Raw genomic sequence first — 24,412 nt, forward strand, 5'->3', positions numbered from 1 at the left:
CATTAATAAATTAGAATATCCGAGGTAGAGACGTGCAAAAGGAAATTGTTGAAGGTTATCGACTCTCTCCGCAGCAAAAGCATCTATGGTTGTTACAGCAGACTGACCATAATCAAACTTATCGTGCCCAATGTGCTATTAAGATTGAGGGAAATCTTGATACAACAAATTTAAAGATGGCTCTACAAGATGTAGTCAATCGACATGAGATTCTTCGCACCAAATTTCATTGTCTGCCTGAAATGATACTCCCAATTCAGGTTATTGCTGATAGCACCATACTGTCGCTACAGTATCACAATTTGAAAGATCTAAATCCGCAAGAAAAAAACGCGAAGATAGAAACGCTTTTTGATGAAATTAGCAATCAGCATTTTGACTTGGGGCACACGCCACTGTTGCATATAACTTTGGTTGAACTGTCATTGTCTCATTATCTGCTGTTCTTAAGTTTGCCAGCCATTTGCGCGGATACAGCAACGCTCAATAATTTAGTGCGTGAACTTAGCCATTCATATGCAGCTTACTTGCAAGGGAAACCGCTATTAGATGAACCAATACAGTACGCTGATGTTTCCGAGATTTTCAATGAATTAATTGAGTCCAAGGAGACTGAATTAGGAAAAGAGTATTGGTGTCAACAAGAAATTTCTGCTATTTTTACTTTAAAATTTCCTTTTGAACATCAACCTGCCAAAAAGCAGGAGTTTACACCTAAATTTATAACCCAGACAATTAATCCAGAACTGGCGCTGAATATTGAAGCGACAGCACGGACGTATAATACTTCAATTTCTATCTTATTCCTGGCTTGTTGGCAGATTTTGATTGGACGCATCACCGGACAGTTAGACGTAATTGTTGGTATTGCTTGCGATGGACGGACGTATGAGGGACTAGAGGAAGCATTAGGGCTATTTGCGAAATATTTACCGCTTCATTGCCATTTGGCAGAAAATCTCCGATTCAACGAGATGTTGAAACAGGTTGACGAATCAATCAGTAAACTCTCTGAATGGCAGGAGTATTTTACTTGGGAACAGAATGTTGAATCCATCAGCAATGGAATAGAGTTATCATTTTTTCCTATTGGTTTCGAGTTTGAGGAGCGGGATGCTAAATATTCTGTAGGCAATGTCTCCTTTTCTATTTCCAAGCAGTATACTTGTGTTGACAGATTCAAAGTGAAACTCTGCTGTGTTCGTTGGGATGAATCTCTGAGCTACGAATTTCACTACGATGCTAACGTCTTTGCAGTGGAAGATATCCAACGTCTAGCGGGTCAATTTGAGACTTTGTTAGCCAGCGTTGTCAAGAATCCTTCTGGAGCGATCGCTTCTTTCGACATCCTCAGCCCGAAAGAGCGAGAGCAAATTTTAGTTGAATTCAACAACACAAAAACTGCTGCCCCACAACACCAATGCATACACCACTGGTTTGAATCACAGTGCGATCGCACCCCTGACAACATCGCCGTGGTTTGTGAAAACCAGCAACTTAGCTACTCAGAGCTAAACGCACGGGCAAACCAACTAGCTCATCACTTACAACAGATGGGTGTCGGATCAGAAGTTATGGTAGGGATTTGTGTAGAGCGATCGCTCTCTATGGTCATCGGACTATTAGCCATCCTCAAAGCAGGCGGTGCATACGTACCCCTAGACCCTAGTTACCCCAAAGAACGCCTAGCCTACATGTTAGAAGATTCGCAACCAAGAGTCTTATTAACACAACAGCAGCTAGTAGAAACTCTTCCAACCCACAACGCTCAAATAATTTGCCTTAATAGCGACTGGGAACTAATTGCCCAACACAGCAAAGAAAACCCAGATGACCATCTCAGTAGCGACAACCTAGCTTACATCATCTACACCTCCGGCTCCACAGGCCAACCTAAAGGAGCGATGAATACCCACAGAGGAATCTGTAACCGCCTCCTGTGGATGCAAGACAAATACCAACTCACAACCACAGATCGAGTTTTACAAAAGACCCCATTCAGCTTCGATGTTTCAGTCTGGGAATTCTTCTGGCCATTGATAACTGGTGCGCGGTTAGTAGTAGCACAACCAGAAGGACATCGAGATCCGAATTATTTAATAAACATAATTACACAGCAGCAAATAACCACCATTCATTTTGTCCCATCAATGCTGCAACTATTTCTCGAAGCTGAAAATCTGGAAATATCTAACTGTCTGCAACGGGTGATAGTCAGTGGTGAAGCCTTACCAGTACAACTACAACAACGCTTCTTCAATCGATTGAATGCCCAACTGCACAATCTCTATGGACCAACGGAAGCGGCTGTAGATGTCACTTTTTGGCAGTGTCAAGATAGTATCACCAACCAAAACACAGTTCCTATCGGACGCCCAATTGCCAATATCCAAATTTATCTGCTGGATTGCGATCTCAATCCTGTACCCATCGGCGTATCAGGTGAATTATATATCGGTGGTGTGGGCGTGGGTCGAGGTTATTTCAACCGTCCCGACTTGACAGCAGAAAAATTTATTCCCAACCCCTTTAGCGATAACTCAGCAACACGCTTGTATAAAACAGGCGATTTGGCACGCTATTTAGCCAATGGAGAGATTGAGTATATTGGTCGGACTGACTATCAGATTAAAATCCGTGGTTTCCGCATCGAACTCGGAGAAATTGAAGCACTGATTAACGAATACCCAGCAGTGCGCGAAACTGTAGTTGTGGCCGCAGATGCTCAAAGTTTAGTAGCTTATGTAGTCCTACAAGCAGAACAAACACTGGTAATTTCTCAACTGCGTCACTTCTTGGAGTCAAAGCTACCAAATTACATGGTGCCAGCAGCTTTTGTATTGCTAGAGACTCTACCATTAACACCGAATGGTAAAGTCGATCGCAAAGCACTAAAAGCACCTGATACAGTACGTCCACAATTGGAAGCGGTTTATCAGCCACCCCAAACAGAAGTCGAACAAACTATTGCTGATATTTGGCAAAACATACTTCAAATTGAAGACGTAGGAATTTATGATAACTTCTTTGAACTTGGTGGTTATTCATTGCTTTTGATTCAGGTTCATAGCAAATTACGTGAAATATTTCAGATTGATTTATCTGTACTCGACCTGTTTAGATATCCAACTATAAACTCTTTAGCAAATTCTTTTAATCAAGACAAAAATCAACAAATATCATCTTATGTGACAGAGATGATCACTGAAAAAATTGCAGATGGCAAAGCTCAACAAAGAAAGCGTCTGCAACAACTTAAATCTATTTAAAATATTTAATGACTAAGTATAATTATGAATAATTCAACAGTATCAAATTACATAAATGGCTCAGAAATAGCGATTATCGGTTTAACAGGGCGATTTCCTGGAGCCAAAAATATTGATGAATTCTGGGATAATCTCCAAAATGGTAGAGAATCAATTTCTTTTTTCAGTGATGAAGAATTATTATCGTCAGGTATCAGTTCATCGATATTAAATGACCCTAACTATGTGAAAGCACACGCTGCATTAGAAGATGCAGAATTATTTGATGCTTCATTCTTTGGCTTTAATCCCAGAGAAGCAGAAATTACCGATCCACAACACAGAATTTTTCTAGAGTGTGCTTGGTCAGCTCTGGAAAGTGCTGGATATGATTCACAAACTTATAAAGGTACTATTGGTGTTTATGCTGGATCTAGTTTAAACACCTATTTACTAAATATTTATCTAAATCAAAATATTATCAACTCTATTGATCCTCAGCAACTCTTAATCGCAGGTAATAAAGATTTCCTAACCACGCGCGTCTCTTACAAACTTAATTTAGAAGGGCCTAGTTATGCTGTGCAAACTGCTTGCTCAACTTCATTAGTTGCTGTCCACTTGGCTTGCCAGAGCTTACTCAATGGTGAATGTGATATCGCTTTAGCTGGTGGCGTTGCTATCAGTGCCACAAGAAAACAGGGATATATGTATACAGAAGGGGGAATATCGTCTCCCGATGGACATTGCCGTGCATTTGATGCTACAGCACAGGGTTCTGTGGGCGGTGAGGGTGTGGGTATTGTGGTTTTGAAGCGATTAAAAGATGCTTTGAAAGATCGCGATCGCATTCATGCTGTAATCAAAGGATCAGCGAGCAATAACGATGGTTCATTCAAAGTCAGCTACACAGCACCCCGTATCGATACCCAAGCAAAAGTAATTAGAACAGCCCAAATAGTAGCCGAAGTAGAACCGGAAACCATCACTTATGTTGAAACTCACGGTACAGGAACAGCCTTAGGAGATCCCATTGAAATTGCTGCCCTGACGCAAGCTTTTCGCGCTAGTACCCAAAATAAAGGATTCTGCGCTATTGGTTCGGTGAAAACCAATATTGGGCATTTGGACACTGCTGCTGGTGTGACGGGATTAATCAAAACCGTACTGGCACTCAAACACAAACAAATACCTCCCAGCTTACACTTTACTGCGCCTAATCCCGAAATTGACTTTGCCAATAGTCCTTTCTACGTCAATACCACACTTACTGAATGGCAAACTAATGGCACTCCCCGACGTGCGGGAGTTAGTTCCTTTGGGCTAGGAGGAACCAATGCCCATGTGATTCTCGAAGAAGCCCCAATGGTGAAAACTTCCAGCTCCTCTCGCCCTTGGCAATTATTGATGTTATCTGCCAAAACCAGTTCAGCACTGGAAACGGCTACAACAAATCTAGTTAATTACTTGCAAGAACATCCCGATTTAAACCTCCCTGATGCAGCTTACACATTGCAGGTTGGGCGCAGAACTTTCGACTATCGGCGTGCTGTTGTCTGTCGGGATCTTGAAGATGCTGTCAACGCACTTCAAGATTCTAAGCGAGTTATCACCACTACTCAGAAAACTCAGGAACGCTCTGTTGCCTTCATGTTTTCTGGACTAGGAACTCATTACGTTGATATGGCTCTTGAACTTTACCAAACTGAGCCAACATTTTGCGCCTGTGTTGACCAATGTTGCGAATTCCTCAAACCCCATCTTGGTCTAGATTTGCGAGATGTCCTGTATCCCAGTAGAAACACTGGGAATGGAAATAAATCAAGCACTCTCTCTGCTGGGCTAGATTTGCGAAAAATGTTAGGTCGGGGAACGGAACAGGCAGATGTCGCAACTCAAAAGCTGAATCAAACTTTTCTCACCCAACCAGCTATTTTCGTCATTGAATACGCTTTAGCTCAGTTGTGGATATCTTGGGGAATTCGTCCTTCGGCAATGATTGGCTACAGCATCGGTGAATATGTAGCAGCGTGTCTGGCGGAAGTTTTATCTTTGGAAGATGCTTTAACCCTGGTAGCTAAAAGAGCGCAAATGATTCAAGAGTTGCCGTCAGGGGCAATGTTGGCGATCGCTCTTTCGGAGAATGAAATACAACCTCTGTTGAACGATCAACTTTCTATGTCTGCAATTAACGGGTCATCCTTGTGTGTGATTGCAGGTTCCACAGATGCTATAGAAGAATTGGAACGACAATTGAGTACACAGGGTTTAGTTGGAAAGCGTTTACAGAGTTCTCATGCTTTTCATTCTGTGATGATGGAAGCGATCGCACCGACTTTTCACGATTTAGTGCAAACATTCACTCTTAAACCCCCAAAAATCCCCTATTTATCCAACGTCACAGGTACTTGGATTACAGCTGAACAAGCAACAGATCCCAATTATTGGGTGAAGCATTTGTGCCAAGCAGTACGCTTTGCTTCGGGGGTGCAAGAGTTGTGGAAAAAAGATCATCCGATTTTATTGGAAGTTGGCCCCGGTCAGGCATTGAGCAGTTTTGCCCTGCAATGTCTAGAAAGTGATGACAGAGCCAAATCAGTGATGCTCCCTTCCCTACGCCATTTCTATGAGCAACAGTCAGATGTCGCCTTTTTAATGAATACATTGGGACGCCTTTGGTTGGCGGGGGTAAAAGTAGATTGGTCTGGTTTTTATGTTCCAGCTTTTTACAGGAATCGCATCCCCTTACCGACGTATCCTTTTGAACGTCAGCGTTACTGGGTTGATGCTAATCCTGAAGCGAATTTGGCAATGCCATCGCCACAACCATTACAGAAAAAACCGGATATTGCTGACTGGTTTTACATTCCTTGCTGGAAACGTTCTGCACATATAGTAGCGAAATCAGCACAAAAATTAAATTATTTAGTCTTTATTGATACTGCTGGAGTAGGTTTACAAGTTGTCAAACAGTTGGAATTAGCAGGGCATAATGTGATTAGTGTGACTGTTGGAGAGCAGTTTACACAACTAGGCGAATGTCCTACGGACAGGCTGCGCCAACGCTCCTACGCAATTAATCCGCAAGCTAGTAGTGACTATGATGCTTTGCTGAAGGAACTATGGGATTTTAAACCAAATGCGATCGCGGAGCGTGTCGGATGGCATATCGCTCATTTTTGGAGTCTCATCCCCAACACACAACCAGAATCATCCCATCAGTTCTTTGAAGAATGTCAAAATAATGGTTTTTATAGTCTACTTTTCCTAGCGCAGGCGTTAGGAAGACAAGAAGTTACCGATGATTTGCAAATTCTGGTTGTTACCAACAATGTGCAAGAGGTAAACGGCGATGAAAAGTTGTGTCCAGAAAAGGCAACTATCATGGGAATTTGTAAAGTCATTCCCCAAGAGTATCCCCATATCACCTGTCGTAATGTTGATGTTGTTATTCCTGAATCAAGAACACCCGAAAAAAATCAACTCATAGACAAACTTGTAGCAGAACTAACTCAAACAACATCTGAGAATATGATTGCCTATCGTGGCAAACATCGATGGGTACAAACTTTTGAACCAATACAAATTGAGGAGCCAAATCAAGAAACAATTCCCATCAGAGATGAAGGAGTGTACTTAATTATTGGTGGTTTGGGAGATATTGGCTTGGTGCTGGCAGAATATCTCGCCCAAACAGCACACGCCAAGTTAATTATTACAGGGCGTTCCAGTTTTCCTGCAAAACAAGAGTGGTCGCAATGGCTAGCGAATCATGATGAAAACGATGAGATAAGTTGCAAAATTCAGAAAGTAAAAGCATTAGAAAGATTAGGTACTGAAGTTCTAATTTGCCGCGCTGATGTTGCTAATCTCGAACAAATGCAAGCAGTAATGACTCAAGCATCAAACCGCTTTGGTCAGATTCATGGTGTAATCCATGCAGCAGGCATAAAGTTATTTAGCACTGTTCAACAGATCAGTAAAACTGAGTGTGAAAGTCAATTCAGAACAACAAGCTATGGATTATTTGTATTAGAAAATATCTTACAAGAAAAACAGCTTGACTTCTGCGTCATCATATCCTCATTAGCATCTGTTTTGGGGGTAATGGGCATGGCTGCCTATCCAGCAGTGCATCTATTTACTGATGCTTTTGTACATAAACATAACCAAACAAGCCTTATCCCTTGGCAGAGTATCAATTATGGCAATTGGATTACTCAAGAATCCTCGGAATCAGTAACCTTAGCCAAAGATGCCGATTCAATGATGACAAGGCAAGAAGGATTAGAGGTTTTTAAACGTGCCTTATCTGTGAGAAAATTTAGTCAGGTAATCACATCAACAGTAGACTTACAAGTTAGTATCAAAAGATGGATTAAACTTGAATTTAGTCCAGGTAATCAACTTGCAGAAAAAGCCAGTTCTGCTTCACTTTATTTAAGACCTAATTTAGATAATGACTATGTTGCTCCTACAAATGATCTAGAGCAAACCATTGCCAATATCTGGCAAGAACTCCTGGGAATTGAGCAAGTAGGTATTCACGATAACTTTTTTGAGTTAGGGGGAGATTCCGTCCTTGGCATTCAAGTTAGCGCCAGAACTGCGAAAGCAGGTTATCGGCTTGCCCCTCAGCAATTGTTTGAGCATCAGACAATCGCCGAACTGGCAGAGGTGGTAAGTACAAAGCGAGTTGTCCAAGCTGAGCAGGGTTTAGTAACTGGTTCGCTGCCTCTGACGCCTATTCAGCACTGGTTCTTTGAACAGAATTTATCAGAACCACACCACTGGAACATGGCATTCTTTGTAGAGGTAATGCAAGTTCTCGATCCGGCTTTGTTTGAACAAGCATGGCAGTATTTATTCACACACCACGATGCACTTCGCCTGCGGTTTATCCCCTCTGAGTCTGGCTGGCAGCAGGTGAACACTGACTTGGAAAAACAGGTGAATCTTACACATAAAGATTTATCAGCGTTTTCACCTGATATTCAAAAATCTTTGATGGAAGCAACCGCCACGGAACTACAAGCTAGTTTGAACCTATCAGAGGGACCAATTGTGCGGGGTGTGCTTTTTGATTTGGGTGTCAATAAATCAAGCCGCTTGCTAATCATCATCCACCACTTGGCAGTGGATTTCGGCTCTTGGCGAATCTTACTAGAGGATCTTGAGACTGCTTATCACCAGGTTAGACTTAGAAAAGCAATTCAACTGCCCCAGAAAACAACCTCTTTCAAACAGTGGTCTGAGCGACTAAAGGAATACGCTCAATCAGCAGAGCTGCACAAAAGCCTAAATTCCTGTCTCAGCGAACGTTATCAGCAGGTTTCCCCCTTACCGATAGATTATCCTGGAGGCATTAACACGGTAGCATCAGTTCAAAGTGTCTCAGTAGCGTTAAGCGAAATAGAAACTCAGGCATTACTTCAAGAGGTTCTAGCAGTCTATCGAACTAATACACAAGAAGTTCTACTTACTGCTCTTGTACAAGCTTTTACAGAATGGACAGGCATAAAATCGCTACTTTTTAATACCGAAGAAGATGCGCGGGACGCAAATACTACTATAGATAATGTGGATATATCACGGACAGTGGGTTGGCTCACTACTCTTTATCCTGTGCTTTTGGATTTAGAGGGGGCTGAGAATCCAGGGGAGGCATTGAAAGCCGTAAAAGAGCAGTTTCGATGCATTTCTAGTAGAACCATTGATCATGGAGCGCTACGCTACCTGAGCGAGGATACAACACTTACAGAGAAAATGCGATCGCTTCCTCAAGCAGAAGTGTTTTTTCTCTACCTTGGTCAATTTAGTAAAAGCTTTGATCAATCTTCTATGCTCAGACTGACTGAACAATCCACTGGATCAGCGTACAGTCCAAAAGGAACTAGTTCTCATTTGCTAGGCATGACCGCATGGGTTAATAAAGAAAGTCAATTGAGACTGGAATTTAGCTATAGCACGAATGTGCATCGACACGAGACTATAGAGAAACTATCTCATAGTTTTGTAGAAGCGCTTAAGTCTCTCATCACCCATTCTCGCTCCCTAGAAACAGTAGAGTATACCCCTTCAGACTTTTCGGCAGCAAACATCAATCAAGAAAATTTGAGTAACTTGCTGGCTCAGATTGGTCAGTGATATAGGAGGAATTTTCCATGAACCAAAATAATATTGAAGATATATACGAACTTTCACCCTTACAGCAGGGTATGCTTTTTCACACGCTGGTTACACCTAATTCGGGGATGTATTTTGAGCAGTTTTGCTATGCCTTACAAACTCAAGTTGATGTTCCAGCTTTCCACAAAGCATGGCAGCGAGTTTTAGATCGGCATCCGATTTTGCGTACCTCTTTCTACTGGGAAAATCTTGATAAGCCATATCAAGTGGTGTATCGACAAGTAGATTTGCCTTGGGATTTTCAAGACTGGCGCGAACTTTCTTTGCCGGAACAAGAAAAGCAGTTAGAAGTTTTTTTAGCAGCAGATCGCAAACGAGGCTTTACACTTTCTCAGGTTCCACTGATGCATTTGGCATTAATTCAGGTAGCTGATAACGCTTATCAATTTGTCTTCAGCTATCACCATATATTGATGGAAGGGTGGTCTTTAACATGGCTATGGAAAGAATTCTATGAATTCTATAATGCCTTTTGCAAAGGTCAGGATTTACATTTAGAATACCCTCGTCCTTTTAGAGAATACATTTCTTGGCTACAGCAACAAGATATATCAAAGGCTGAAATTTACTGGCGCAAGACGCTTAGAGGATTTACAGTACCGACACCACTAATGATAGACAAAGCTGCCAATACTTTGTTTAGCGAAAACGAAGATCATGACTGTCAACAAACCTTACTCTCGGTAACAACGACAGATGCCTTGAATTCCCTGACCCGAAAGTATCACCTGACTTTAAACATCCTAGTCAAAGGAGCTTGGGCTATACTTTTAAGCCGCTATAGTGGTGAGTCAAATATAGTTTTTGGAGCCACATCTTCAGGCCGACCTATTGAACTGGCAGAAGCAGAGTCCATGATGGGACTTTTCGCCAACACATTGCCACTACGAGTACAAGTAGATAGTAATGCTTTCCTTATATCTTGGTTGAAAAAGCTTCAAATTCAAGAAGTAGAAATGCGTCAGTACGAGTATAGTCCACTGATACAGATTCAACAATGGAGTCAAATCCCTCGTGGGTTGCCACTATTTGAGAGTCTTTTATCTTTTAATAACTATTTAGTAGATGACACTAAAGAAAAGCTAGCTGAAAGCTTGGAAATAGGTGAAGCTCGGATATTTGAAAAGACGAATTCTCCTCTGACTCTACAGGTATATCCAGGTTCAGATTTATTACTGTCGATTGGGTATGATACCCGTCGTTTTGATAGTGCAACGATTAATAGGGTATTAGGACATTTAAAGACTTTATTAGAAAGTATGGTTGCTAATCCCGAACAGCAACTTCGAGAATTGTCATTACTGACTGCACAAGAAAAAAATCAATTGCTGTTAGAGTGGAATGATACAGAAGTTGAGTATGCTCAACTTCTGTGTATTCATCAGTTATTTGAAGCGCAAGTAGAACGCACACCTGATGCAGTAGCAGTGGTGTTTGAATCGGAGCAGTTAACTTATCAAGAATTGAACGCAAGAGCTAACCAATTGGCGCATTATTTGCGTTTAATGGGAGTCAAACCAGAAGTATTGGTGGGGATTTGTGTAGAGCGATCGCTCTCTATGCTCATCGGATTATTAGCCATCCTCAAAGCTGGTGGTACTTATGTACCTCTAGATCCAGCATATCCCAAAGAACGATTAGCTTTTATCCTAGAAAATGCTCAAGTGCCATTATTGCTGACTCAAGCTTCGCTCTTGTCAGCAATACTCCAACACAAAGCTCAAGTCATTTGCTTAGATACTGATTGGCAGGCGAATGTCAACATCACAGCTTCTTTTGGAGACGCTGCGCGAACAGCGATCGCACAACAAAGTAAAGAAAATTTGTTTTGTCAGCTAACTACTGAAAACCTGGCCTACATCATTTATACTTCTGGTTCCACAGGTCAACCAAAAGGCGTACAAATTCCCCACAGAGCTTTGAGCAACTTTTTGTTGGCGATGAAGCAAACTCCAGGATTTACCGAAAAAGATACCATACTAGGAATTACTACCTATTCTTTTGATATGGCAATATTAGAGCTTTTCCTGCCAATCATAGTAGGTGGTCGCTTAGTAGTTGTCAGTCGGAAAGTAGCCTCGGACGGAACGCAGTTGTCAGCAATATTGGCTGATTCAAAAGCTACAGTCATGCAAGCCACACCAGCGACTTGGCAGTTACTTCTAGCATCAGGCTGGGATGGTAACGATCAATTAAAAATCCTCTGTGGTGGAGAAGCCTTACCCGCACAACTAGCCAATCAATTACGACAACGGTGTAACTCACTATGGCACATGTATGGCCCCACCGAAACCACTGTTTGGTCAGCAGGATATTTGATAGAAACTGATAGCAAAGTCGTAGCCATTAGTCATCCAATTGCTAACACGCAAATTTACATCTTAGATCAATACAGCCAGTTAGTTCCTGTAGGCATAGCAGGCGAATTGCATATAGGTGGCGAAGGACTGGCACGAGGCTATTTAAACCGTCTGGAACTTACCAATGAAAAATTTATCCCGAACCCATTTAGTAATAACTCAGCAGCGCGTTTATACAAAACAGGCGATTTGGGACGCTATTTAGCCAATGGAGAGATTGAATACCTGGGACGTATTGATTATCAGGTAAAGATTCGTGGTTTCCGCGTTGAACTTGGAGATATTGAAGCATTTATTAGTCAACACCCAGCAGTGCGCGAAACTGTAGTTGCGATCGCAGATGCTCAAAGTTTAGTAGCTTATATAGTCACGCACACAGAGCAAACACCAACGATTACTGAACTGCGAGGCTTTTTAGAGTCGAAGTTACCAAACTATATGGTACCATCGGCTTTTGTATTCCTAGAAACACTGCCACTGACACCTAATGGCAAGGTTGATCGCAAAGCTTTACCTGCACCTGATACCGCACGTCCCCAATTGCAAGTAGTTTATCAGCCACCCCAAACTGAGGTAGAAAAAACTATTGCTCATATTTGGCAAGAAGTGCTTCAAGTTGAAAATATAGGAATTCATGATAACTTCTTTGAACTGGGTGGTCATTCGTTGCTCTTGGTTCAAGTTCATAGCAAATTGCAAAAAACATTTCAGCGAGACTTTTCTATGATTGAAATGTTTCAGTATCCTACCATCAGTCACTTAGCTAAATATCTGATTCGAGAGTCAAGCGAACAACCATCTTTTACACAACATTCTCATCGCCCTGAAAGCATAACCGCTTCAGTACAGCAACGCAAACAAGCTAGGAAAGAACATCGAGCAGCCACAAAGCAGAAGGGTGTTTCATCATAATAATGAACTAAAAAAAATATTCAAGGATGCAAGATGACATTAAGTAAACAAGAAATTTCCAGCCAAAATTACTTTCTTGAAAATAAGCAAATATTAGATGATGATCTTGAAGGGAAAGTGATGCAACTATTTGCTTCATCGAATCAAGCGATATCTATTGAGGAAGAAATAGATAAACTAATTAATAGCTTATCTCAAGATTTTTTAAGCACATCTGATGCCAATACACGCGTTGATTTAAATTATTTATTAGAAAGCTTTTCGGATAGTCAAATCCCTCCTGAGCCTGTTAATGTTGAAACCTATCTCAAAAGCTTAAGCAACAATGTTGTTGCTCATTCAATCCATACATCCTCACCACGATTTATCGGTCATATGACCTCGGCGCTTCCTTCTTTCGTGCGCCCTCTGGCAAAATTGATGACGGCAATGAACCAAAATGCTGTCAAAATAGAAACTGCTAAATCCCTAAGTTTCTGTGAAAGGGAAGCTTTGGCGATGTTGCATCGACAAATCTACAACTTTTCTGATAATTTCTACACTCAGCATATTCAAAATAACTTGAGTACACTAGGAATTCTGGTTTCTGGTGGGACAGTGGCAAATATCACAGCGCTTTGGTGCGCCCGAAATGCTTCTTTGGGAGCGAAAGATGAATTTCTTGGTGTAGAAAAAGAAGGTTTAACCGCAGCTTTAGATTTTTACGGCTACAAAGGAGCAGTGATTATTGGCTCTGAGTTGATGCATTTCTCGTTTGATAAAGCTGCCGATTTGATGAATATTGGTACGCAGAGTTTAATTAGAATCCCCACTCACAATAACAATCGAGTTAATATACAAGCGCTGAATGAAACTGTTAAAGAGTGTCGCGCCCAAAACCTTTTGATTATTGCGATTGTGGGCGTTGCTGGGACTACAGACTCAGGAGGAGTAGACTCGCTTTTTGAGATTGCCGAGATTGCACAAGAAGCTAATGTTCATTTTCATGTAGATGCTGCTTGGGGCGGGCCACTCATTTTTTCTGAACAACATCGCCATAAACTTGCTGGCATTGAAAGGGCTGATTCAGTAACTATTGACGGGCATAAACAACTATACCTACCAATGGGCATTGGTATGCTCTTTCTGCGCGATCCTTATATAGCCACAGCAATCGAAAAGCAAGCTAGTTATACCATGCGTAAAGGGTCATTTGATTTAGGTAAACGTGCTTTAGAAGGATCTCGACCTGGTATGGCTTTATTTTTACATGCTGGGCTAAATTTGCTGGGTCTTAAAGGATATGAATTTTTGATTGATGAAGGAATTAGGAAAACTCAATATATGGCAAATCGTATTTGTAGTATGCCTGAGTTTGAGTTGTTAGCACAACCCGATACTAATCTGCTTCTATATCGCTATATTCCAGAGCCATTAAGAAAGTTGGTTGCCAACAAGCAGTTGACCAAAGCCGACAATCAACTAATCAATAATTTTAATGAATCCTTGCAGAAAACCCAGCGCGAAACTGGTCATACTTTTATTTCACGGACTACCAAATCAACTACCAACCTTGGTGAAGAAATTCCTATTATTGCCCTACGTGCAGTAATTGCCAACCCGTTAACTAAAGAAAAAGATATTGATGAAGTTTTAAATGAGCAAATCCAAATTGCTGCAAAAATGTCAATGTCAAATTTTAGTGAATCTCATGAAAAATTGACATAGTGTTTGGATAAGATTAACTGTTCTTAAGTGCTTACGTTAAAAGATGATAATTTTTATTTGTCTACTAAAGAACAAATAGTAAATTACGTAAATACTAACTAACAGAAAAAGATTACAATACATGCTATATATGTATTTTAATTAAAAAAAGATAACTTTTTGAATAAATTAAAAGGTTTTATTTATGAATATATTAAATAATATTGACAACTTAAATATTCAAGAAGAAATAGCTGTCATTGGTATGGCAGGTCGTTTTCCAGGAGCCAAAGATGTTAACAGTTTTTGGCAAAATATCCGAGATGGTGTAGAATCTATTTCTTTCTTTACAGATGAAGAACTAATATCGGCTGGAATAGATCCAGCATTGCTAGACCAAGCCAGTTACGTCAAAGCAGGTGGTGTACTGGAAGATGTAGAGTTATTTGATGCTTCATTTTTTGGCTTTTCTCCTAGAGAAGCCGAAATTACAGACCCACAACACCGTCATTTCTTAGAGTGTGTTTGGGAATCTTTAGAAAATGCTGGCTATAACTCCCAAACCTATAATGGTCAAATTAGTCTTTTCGCTGGTGTCGCTGCAAATCATTATTTACTTTCTAACTTATATCCCAACCGGGAATTGATGGAATCAGCAGACAGCTTTCAACTTTTAATTGGAAACGACAAAGATTTTCTGCCCACCCAAGTTTCTTATAAGTTAAACCTGAAGGGGCCAAGCATCAATGTTCAGACTGCTTGTTCAACATCATTAGTTGCTGTTCATTTAGCTTGCCAAAGTTTGCTCAACGGTGAAAGTGATATGGCATTGGCTGGTGGCGTTTCCATAGAAATGTTGCAAAAATCTGGTTATCAATATCAACAAGGGGGAATTCATTCTCCTGATGGACACTGCCGAGCTTTTGATGCCAAAGCTAAAGGAACTAATGGCGGTAATGGTGTGGGTGTAGTAGTTTTGAAAAGATTAGAGGATGCCATTGCTGATGGTGATTTGATTTATGCAGTAATCAAAGGTTCGGCTGTTAATAATGATGGTTCCTTAAAGGTGGGATATACAGCGCCCAGTGTGGACGGTCAAAGGGAAGTCATTTTAGAAGCGCTTGCCTTAGCTGGAGTAGAACCTGAGACGATCGCCTATGTAGAAACTCATGGTACTGGAACTGTGTTAGGAGATCCCATTGAAATCAAGGCTTTGACACAGGCTTTTCGTACTAGTACCAAAGAAAAGCGATTTTGTGCGATCGCATCAGTAAAAACCAACATCGGACATTTAAACACAGCAGCAGGAGTGGCAGGATTAATCAAAACAGTCCTAGCCCTGAAAAATCAGCAAATACCACCCAGCTTACACTTTGAACAACCCAACCCAGAAATAGACTTCTCCAACAGCCCCTTCTACGTCAACACTAAATTATTACCGTGGCAAACCAACGGCACACCACGCCGCGCTGGAGTCAGTTCCTTTGGAATTGGCGGTACAAATGCCCATGTCATCTTAGAACAAGCCCCAGTAGTTGAAAACTCCAGTACATCTCGCCCCTGGCAATTATTACTGCTATCAGCCAAAACCAGCACAGCCCTAGAAACAGCCACAGCTAATCTACTAACGCACCTCCAGGAACATCCAAAAATCAGCCTAGCGGATGTCACACACACTTTACAAGTAGGTCGTCAAGCATTTGAGCATCGTCGCCTAGTAGTGTGCCGTGACTACAACGATGCGATAGAAGTATTAAGTAGCCAAAACCCGCAACGCGTTTCAACTCAATACCACAAACCCAAACACTGTCCAGTTGTGTTCATGTTTTCTGGACAAGGGGCGCAATATGTGAACATGGCACGAGAACTGTACGAAGTTGAACCGACATTTCGTCAACATATAGATACTTGTGCTCAGATTCTCCAACCCCACCTGAATCTTGACATCCGCCAGATACTCTTCCCCAAAGAACAAGACCAAGAAACAGCTACTCAACAACTGCAACAAACTGTAATTACCCAACCAGCATTGTTTGTTGTCGAGTATGCCCTTGCCCAATTGTGGATGGAATGGGGAGTGCATCCAGAGGCAATGATTGGTCACAGTATTGGGGAATATGTAGCTGCCACCATTGCTGGTGTTTTCTCCTTAGAAGATGCTTTAACTGTGGTTGCAACTAGGGGACGCCTGATGCAACTGTTGCCCACAGGCAGTATGTTAGCAATTCCACTGCCAGCAGAAAATGTGCGATCGCTGTTAGCTAATGATGCATCTGTGCAAATTGCAGCGATTAATAGCCCCTCTGCTTGTGTGGTTTCTGGTAGTTGTGAGGCGATCGCTGCACTGCAAAATCAACTTCTTTACCAAGGGATTGAATGTCGGGTGTTGCATACATCTCATGCTTTTCATAGTGAGATGATGCAACCGATTATCCCAGAGTTTGTCTTGGCTGTGAGCAAGGTGAAACTGAATGTACCGCATATTCGCTTTATTTCCAATGTAACTGGGAGTTGGATTACTGACGATGAGGCCACTAATCCTAATTATTGGGGTGAACATTTGCGGCAAACTGTGCGATTTTCTGATGGTATATCACAACTTTTGCAACAGTTTGAGGGTGTTTTCTTGGAGGTTGGCCCTGGGCGAACATTAAGCACACTGACAACACAGCATTTACAATCTGATGCCAAACATTTGGTGTTGAATTGTTTACGCCATGTTAAAGAACAACAGTCTGATGTTGCTTATTTATTACAGGCTTTAGGTCGGTTGTGGCTTTTTAGTGTTGAGATTGATTGGTCTGGATTCTACACTTATGAGCGGCGTTATCGTCTGCCTTTACCTACTTATCCTTTTGAGCGCCAACGTTATTGGATTGAACCCAAAAAACAACAACAGGATAGCTATCCTACTTCTGTGTCACTGGGTAAAAAGCCTGATATAGCTGATTGGTTCTATATTCCTTTTTGGAAGCCTACTTTATCTCCAGCACAACTTAAACATCAAGAATTAGTATCTGATAAATCCTGCACTTTGGTATTTATCGATGAGTGTGGTTTGGGTGATAAATTGGTCAAACAATTAGAAGCACAAAAACAAGATGTAATTACTGTAAAAGTTGGTGAAGCCTTTACTAAACTAGGTAAGTCTCAATATATTATCAATCCCGAAAAAAATCATGATTATGATGTTCTAATCAAGGCAGTTTTTAAACAAAATAAGTTGCCCAAAACGATTATAAATTTATGGAGTGTTACACCTAGTACTGACAAAGAATTAGAAATTGAAAAAGTCGATCAAGCTCAAAATCAAGGATTTTATAGCCTCTTGTTTCTTGCCCAAGCTTTAGGAAGAGAAGAAATTACTGATAAAGTACAAATCACAGTTATTTCTAATGATCTCCAATCAGTAACCGGAAATGAAATACTTTGTCCGGAGAAAGCCACTTTACTTGGGCCAATCAAAGTTATATCTCAAGAATATTCCAATATAAACTGTCGTAGTATTGATGTTATACTTCCAGAACACGGCAGTTGGCAAGAAGAAAAACTTGTAGAACAATTATTAGCAGAACTGACAGTTCCTGATTCTGAAAAACTAATTGCTTATCGAGGTTTGAATCGTTGGGTACAGAGTTTTGAGCCTGTGCGCTTTGAGAAAGCTAAAATCGAAAAGCCTCGACTCAGAGAAAAAGGAGTCTATTTAATTACAGGTGGACTCGGAGGTATTGGTCTGGTTTTAGCAGAATACTTGGCTCGAACTGTACAAGCAAAACTATTGTTGATAGGACGTTCTGCTTTGCCAAAAAAAGACCAATGGGAACAATGGCTAGCTACTTATGATGAGACTGATAGCACTAGCCATAAAATTCTCAAAGTTCAGGAATTAGAAAATTTAGGTGCAGAAGTTTTAGTAATGAGTGCTGATGTGAACAACATTGAACAAATGCAAAATGTCATTGCTCAAGCTCAAAAGCAATTTGGTGAACTCAATGGTGTTATCCATGCAGCTGGAGTTCCTGGAGGCGGTGTAATTCAGCGAAAAACTCAAGCAGAAGCAGAAAGTATTCTAGCTCCAAAAGTCAAGGGAACACTAGTTATTGATTCAATTATCAAAGATATTCAGCTAGATTTTTTTATTCTAGTATCATCAATCAACTCAATTTTAGGAGATTTTGGACAAGTAGACTATTGTGGAGCAAATGCTTTTCTTGATGCCTTTGCTCACCGTAATACCTCAAAACATGGCACATTTACTACTAGTATCAACTGGGATGCTTGGCAAGAAGTTGGAATGGCTGTAAACACAGGAGTTCCTCAACATCTCCAAGAATTAAGAATAGAAGAGCTTAAACAAGGCATATTACCTAATGAAGGCGTAGATGTTTTTCTACGTACTTTGGGAAATACAATACCTCAAGTTGTAATATCTACCTCTGACTTCTTAGATAAACTCAAACATTATAATTCTTCTAAACAAATACAAACTCTAGAATTTTTAGAACCTGTCAATTTATCTGATTCCAAATATCCTCGACCTGAATTAAGTAATAATTATATTGCTCCTCGAAATGAAATTGAGCAAAAGCTAGTTGAAATTTGGCAACAAATCCTTAGAATTGACAGGATAGGCATTTACGATAACTTTTTTGAGCTGGGTGGTGATTCCCTTATAGGCATTCAACTTATTGCAACCTTAAATAAGGTATTTGATTCAAATATTTTGGTTGCCAAACTTTATGAATGTCCAAATATCGGCTCTATGGCAAATATTTTTACTCATGAAGAACCTCAAGAAAATACTCTTGAACAAAGACTAAGCCGAGGACAAAGAAGAAGGCAGGTAAAAATGCAAAGTAACTAAAAGACGAAGTTAGTTTAAGTAATTTATTTAGTTAGGAAAATGATTAGTACTAATACAATACAAGAACAAACAGCAAGTCTAGATATAGCAATAGTGGGTATGTCTGGTCGTTTCCCTGGTGCAAAGAATATAGATGATTTTTGGCATAATCTCCAAAATGGAGTTGAGTCTATTTCATTTTTCTCTAATCATGATTTAGTAGATTTAAATCTTGAAGAGGAAGTTTTAAACGACCAAAATTATGTTAAAGCAGCATCTATATTAGAGGACATTGAGTATTTTGATGCTAGGTTCTTTGGTTGCAGTCCTAGAGAAGCTGAATTCATGGACCCCCAACATCGCCTGTTCATGGAATCTGCCTGGTCAGCCCTTGAAAATGCTGGATATGACCCAGAAACCTATGAAGGTTTGATTGGGGTTTATGCTGGTATCAGTACAAATACTTACTTTTTTAACAATATATATACAAACGTTAATTTAATAGATGTTCCCAATAAATATACTTTTAATAAAGATTTTCTTACCACAAATATCTCGTATAAATTAAATTTAAAAGGCCCAAGTGTTGGTATCCAAACTTACTGCTCTACTTCATTAGTTGCTGTACATTTAGCCTGCAAAAGTTTACTTGATGAAGAGTGTGATATTGCTTTAGCAGGTGGTATTACGATTATAGTTCCACAAAAATCAGGTTACTTCTATGAAGAGGACGGAATTTTGTCTCCTGATGGTCATTGTAGAGCCTTTGATGCTAAAGCACAAGGGACTATTTTCGGCAGTGGTCTTGGAATAGTTGTTTTAAAAAGATTAACAGATGCAATAGCAGATAAAGATTACATTCATGCAGTTATTAAAGGTTCAGCAATCAACAATGATGGCTCTTTAAAAGTTAGCTATGCAGCACCTAGTGTAAATGGTCAAGCTGAAGTTATTGTAGAGGCTTTGGCAAATGCTGGAATAGATGCTGATGATATTTCCTATATTGAAACTCATGGAACTGGGACATCTGCTGGAGATCCAGTAGAAATTGCTGCGCTCACTAAGGCTTTTCGTGCTTTTACGCAAAGAAATAGCTTCTGTGCTATAGGTTCAGTAAAACCAAATATTGGACATCTAGATACAGCATCTGGTGTAGCAAGTCTGATCAAAACTGTCCTAGCATTGAAACATAAAAAAATACCTCCTAGTATCAATTTTGAAGTTTCCAATTCTGAGATTGATTTTGCAAATAGTCCCTTTTACGTTAATACTAAACTTACTGATTGGAAAACTAATAATACTCACCGAAGAGTAGGAGTTAGTTCTTTAGGTTTTGGTGGAACTAATGCCCATGTGATTCTGGAAGAAGCCCCTGATATTAAATATTTTGATGAATCTAGACCTTGGCAATTGATATTATTATCAGCCAAAACTAGCATAGCCTTAGACACTGCGACTGAAAATTTAGCTACGTATTTCAAACAACAACCAGATATAAATTTAGGTAATGTCGCTTATACTCTACAAGTAGGTCGTAGAGCTTTTAACTATCGCCGAATATTGGTGTGCGAGAGTGTTCAAGATGCTATAAATGTATTAGAAACACAGGTACAGGAAAGGATTTTTGATATATACCAAGAGCATAGAGAACAGCCAGTTGTTTTCATGTTTTCGGGGCAAGGGTCACAATATGCAAACATGGGAAGGGAACTATACAAAATTGAGCCAACGTTTAAAAAATATGTAGATACTTGCGCTCTGATTTTGCAACCTCATCTCGGTCTTGATATTCGCTCCCTACTTTATCCTAGCGAAAAAGATACTAAGGCTGCTTCAAAGCAACTACAACAAACAGCCTTCACTCAAACCGCATTATTTGTTACAGAGTATGCCTTAGCTCAGTTATTAATGTCTTGGGGAATACATCCAAAAGCAATGATTGGTCACAGCGTCGGGGAATATGTCGTAGCAACCTTAGCAGGTGTATTTTCCTTAGAAGATGCCTTAGCAATTGTGGCAAAAAGGGGACAACTGATGCAACAGTTATCTCCAGGGAGTATGCTAGCAATTGCACTTCCAGAAAAAGATGTGCGATCGCTCTTGCTCTTGGCTAATGATGCTTCTCTAGAAATTGCAGTCATTAATACCCCATCTTCCTGTGTGGTTTCTGGTAGCTGTGAGGCGATCGCTGCTCTAGAAAATCAATTATCCTCTAAAGAAGTTGAATGTCGGCTGTTACATACATCTCATGCGTTTCATTCTGCGATGATGGAACCCATCTTGTCAACATTTACCGAGGCTGTAAAAAAAGTCAAACTACATCCGCCACGCATTCGTTTTATTTCTAACGTAACTGGTAGCTGGATTACAGATGCACAAGCGACAAATCCCAACTACTGGAGTCAACATTTACGCCAAACTGTAAGATTTTCTGATGGGATATCTCAACTGTTAGAGCAATTTGAAGGTGTTTTTCTGGAGGTAGGGCCAGGACGAACTTTAAGTACTTTGACAACACAGCATTTAGATAAAAATACTAAACAACAAGTGCTGACTTCATTACGCCATGTGAAAGAACAACAATCTGATGTTAACTTTTTGTTGCAGACATTAGGTCGTTTGTGGCTTTTTGGTGTAGAGATTGACTGGTCAGGATTTTATACTCACGAGCAACGTTATCGTCTGCCTTTACCTACCTATCCTTTTGAGCGACAAAGATACTGGATTGATGCTAAATCACCATCACCTTCTTTAAACAACAAGCCAGCAACTTCAGATAATAAACAAGATATTGCAGATTGGTTTTATGTACCTTCATGGAAACGCTCTTTGCTGCTTAATTCATTGTCTTATCAAATAGCATCCACACAAGAAGAATGGCTCTTTTTTATTGATGATTTTGGAGTGGGTGAAAAATTAATTAAGGCGTTGATAAATAAAGGCAAAAATGTTATTACGGTTAAGAAAGGAGAGCAGTTTAATAAATTAAATGATAAAGTTTATACAATTAATCCATATAGATGCGAAGACTATGAGGCTTTGTTTAAAGAATTAATGTTATTGGGTTTATTGGGTAAAATCCCCACAAACATTTCTTATTTATGGAGCCTGAACAAACTTGAAAATGGTCAAGATGAAAAATATTTAGAGTTTAACAGTCTGCTGTTTTTAACACAGAGTTTTGGTAAGTTAAAAATTAGCAATAACTTACATTTTTGGGTAATATCAAATAACCTCCAAGACGTTAATGGTAATGAACAACTAGACCCAGACAAAGCAGTAATCTTAGGTTTATGTAAAGTAATTCCTCAAGAATATCCTAATATTACCTGTCGATGTATTGATGTTGCTTTAACGAACCGACAAGAAGGCGATTATAACAGTATTATTGTTGACCAACTCTCAAATGAGTTAACGGCAATATCTTCAGATTTAGTGGTTGCTTATCGCGATTGCTATCGTTGGGTACAAACATTTGAGCCAATTCGCTTAGAGCCAGTAGTTGAAGAAAAAATATCATTCAAAAAACAAGGTGTTTACCTATTTCCTGGTGGGTTAGAAAGTCTTGAAGTTGTGATTGCAGAATATTTAGCAAAAACTTTACAAGCAAAACTTATATTTATCGAGGATTCAGATTTCCCAGAAAACGATAATTTTTCGCAATGGCTGGAAACTCACACTCAACAAGATGAAGTGAGTTGCAAAATTCAGAAATTGCTAGCATTAGAGAAATTATGTGGAAAAGTTTTAGTCATCCGTCTAGACACAACTAATGATGAACAAATTCATCAAAGCTTTTCCTTTGAGAATCTTGGTCAGATTAACGGTGTTATTTATTCAACTGGAATCAAACGCGAACATCTATTTTGTTCAATTCCAGAAATTAGCGAAATAGAATCAAAAAAAATATTCGACTTCCAAAGTGATAGAATTACTATATTAGAACGAATATTACAGAATAAAAAGTTAGATTTCTGTATCATATTTTCTTCCTTATTTTCAACTTTAGGAGGACTGGGGTTAGGTTTATATTCAGCAGCTAATCATTTCGTCGATACCTTTACTAAGCGACAAAACCATAATAACTATTTGCCCTGGTATCTGATAAATTGGGACAAATTCCAACTGAATCCAAATCAGGAACAAAAAATAGCTTGGCAAGGACAAGAAGCGCAATTAGCAATTACTCCAATAGAAACAGTAGAAGTATTTAAACGAATATTCTCTTTAGAAAAAGGAACTCAGATTGTTATTTCTACAATAGATATAAACACTCGAAATAACTATATATTTCAGCCAGACTCGCAAGTAGACAGCAAAGATTTCCATCAACTAGAGTGCTATTCAAGACCTAACCTTAGTAATGCCTACGTTGTTCCAAGGAATGAGTTGGAAAAACAAATTACGGAAATATGGCAAGAGGTATTTGGAATTGCAGAAGTTGGTATTTATGATAATTTTTATGAGTTAGGAGGAGACTCCCTCATTGCAACTCAATTAATTTCTCGATTGCGAGCAAAATTTCCTGTAGACTTAGCACTGCGTGATCTGTTGCTGGAAGTAATGATCCCAGCTAAACAAGCAGAAATGATTGAGGAAATGATGTTAGCCAAAATAGAAGAACTATCTGAAGAAGAAGTAGCAGTTCTTTTAAATAATTCGTAATTCTTAATGGGCGACGCTAACGTAATTTGTAAATAATTATTAACAATGGATAAACAATACTCTAATTTATCACCTGCGAAAAAAGCCCTTTTAGAAAAATGGAAGGGAGGAAAAATTAAATCTGATGCTATTCCTAAAGGTCAAACATCTCAGAATATTCCCTTATCTTTTTCCCAACAAAGGCTGTGGTTTATTGACCAGCTTTACCACGGAAGTGCTTTCTATAATATTCCTATCGCTTTTCATATCAAAGGACGACTTAATATCACAGTTATTGAGCAAAGTCTGAATGAAATCCTCAAGCGTCACGAAGTTTGGCGGACAAATTTCACGCTTGTCAATGGAGAGCCGGTGCAGAATATTGTACGAGAATTAACTTGGGATTTACCCATGATTAATCTTGAGCATTTATCTGGTAAAGATTGGGAATCAGAAGTCAAACAACTTGCAGCACAGTCAGCAAAAAAACCTTTTAATTTAGCTAAAGGACTTTTAGTCAGAGCAACTTT

7 protein-coding genes are annotated in these 24,412 nt (G+C 39.7%); all 7 read left to right on the forward strand.

Annotated elements, in window-relative coordinates; genetic code table 11:
* Nucleotides 1–32: 32 nt before the first annotated feature.
* On the forward strand, nt 33–3,269 hold the full coding sequence (locus RM368_RS23140) for an amino acid adenylation domain-containing protein (RefSeq protein WP_322696213.1): 3,237 nt from the start codon (nt 33–35) through the stop codon (nt 3,267–3,269).
* A gap of 24 nt (nt 3,270–3,293) precedes the next feature.
* Nucleotides 3,294–9,395, forward strand: a complete 6,102-nt coding sequence (locus RM368_RS23145) for an SDR family NAD(P)-dependent oxidoreductase (protein ID WP_322696214.1) — start codon at nt 3,294–3,296, stop codon at nt 9,393–9,395.
* Between the two features lie 17 nt (nt 9,396–9,412).
* Nucleotides 9,413–12,709, forward strand: coding sequence for an amino acid adenylation domain-containing protein (locus RM368_RS23150; protein WP_322696215.1), 3,297 nt, complete (start codon nt 9,413–9,415; stop codon nt 12,707–12,709).
* Between the two features lie 33 nt (nt 12,710–12,742).
* Nucleotides 12,743–14,416: a pyridoxal-dependent aspartate 1-decarboxylase PanP gene (panP, locus tag RM368_RS23155; protein WP_322696216.1), complete on the forward strand. Its 1,674-nt coding sequence runs from the start codon at nt 12,743–12,745 to the stop codon at nt 14,414–14,416.
* A 184-nt stretch (nt 14,417–14,600) separates the two neighbouring features.
* Nucleotides 14,601–19,259, forward strand: coding sequence for a type I polyketide synthase (locus RM368_RS23160; RefSeq protein WP_322696217.1), 4,659 nt, complete (start codon nt 14,601–14,603; stop codon nt 19,257–19,259).
* 39 nt (nt 19,260–19,298) lie between these two features.
* On the forward strand, nt 19,299–23,903 hold the full coding sequence (locus RM368_RS23165; RefSeq protein ID WP_322696218.1) for a polyketide synthase: 4,605 nt from the start codon (nt 19,299–19,301) through the stop codon (nt 23,901–23,903).
* Between the two features lie 45 nt (nt 23,904–23,948).
* A partial coding sequence (locus RM368_RS23170) for a condensation domain-containing protein (protein WP_322696219.1) occupies nt 23,949–24,412 on the forward strand: 464 nt, incomplete at its 3' end.

Source organism: Nostoc sp. DedSLP03 (assembly GCF_034530815.1).
Classification (GTDB): Bacteria; Cyanobacteriota; Cyanobacteriia; order Cyanobacteriales; family Nostocaceae; genus Nostoc.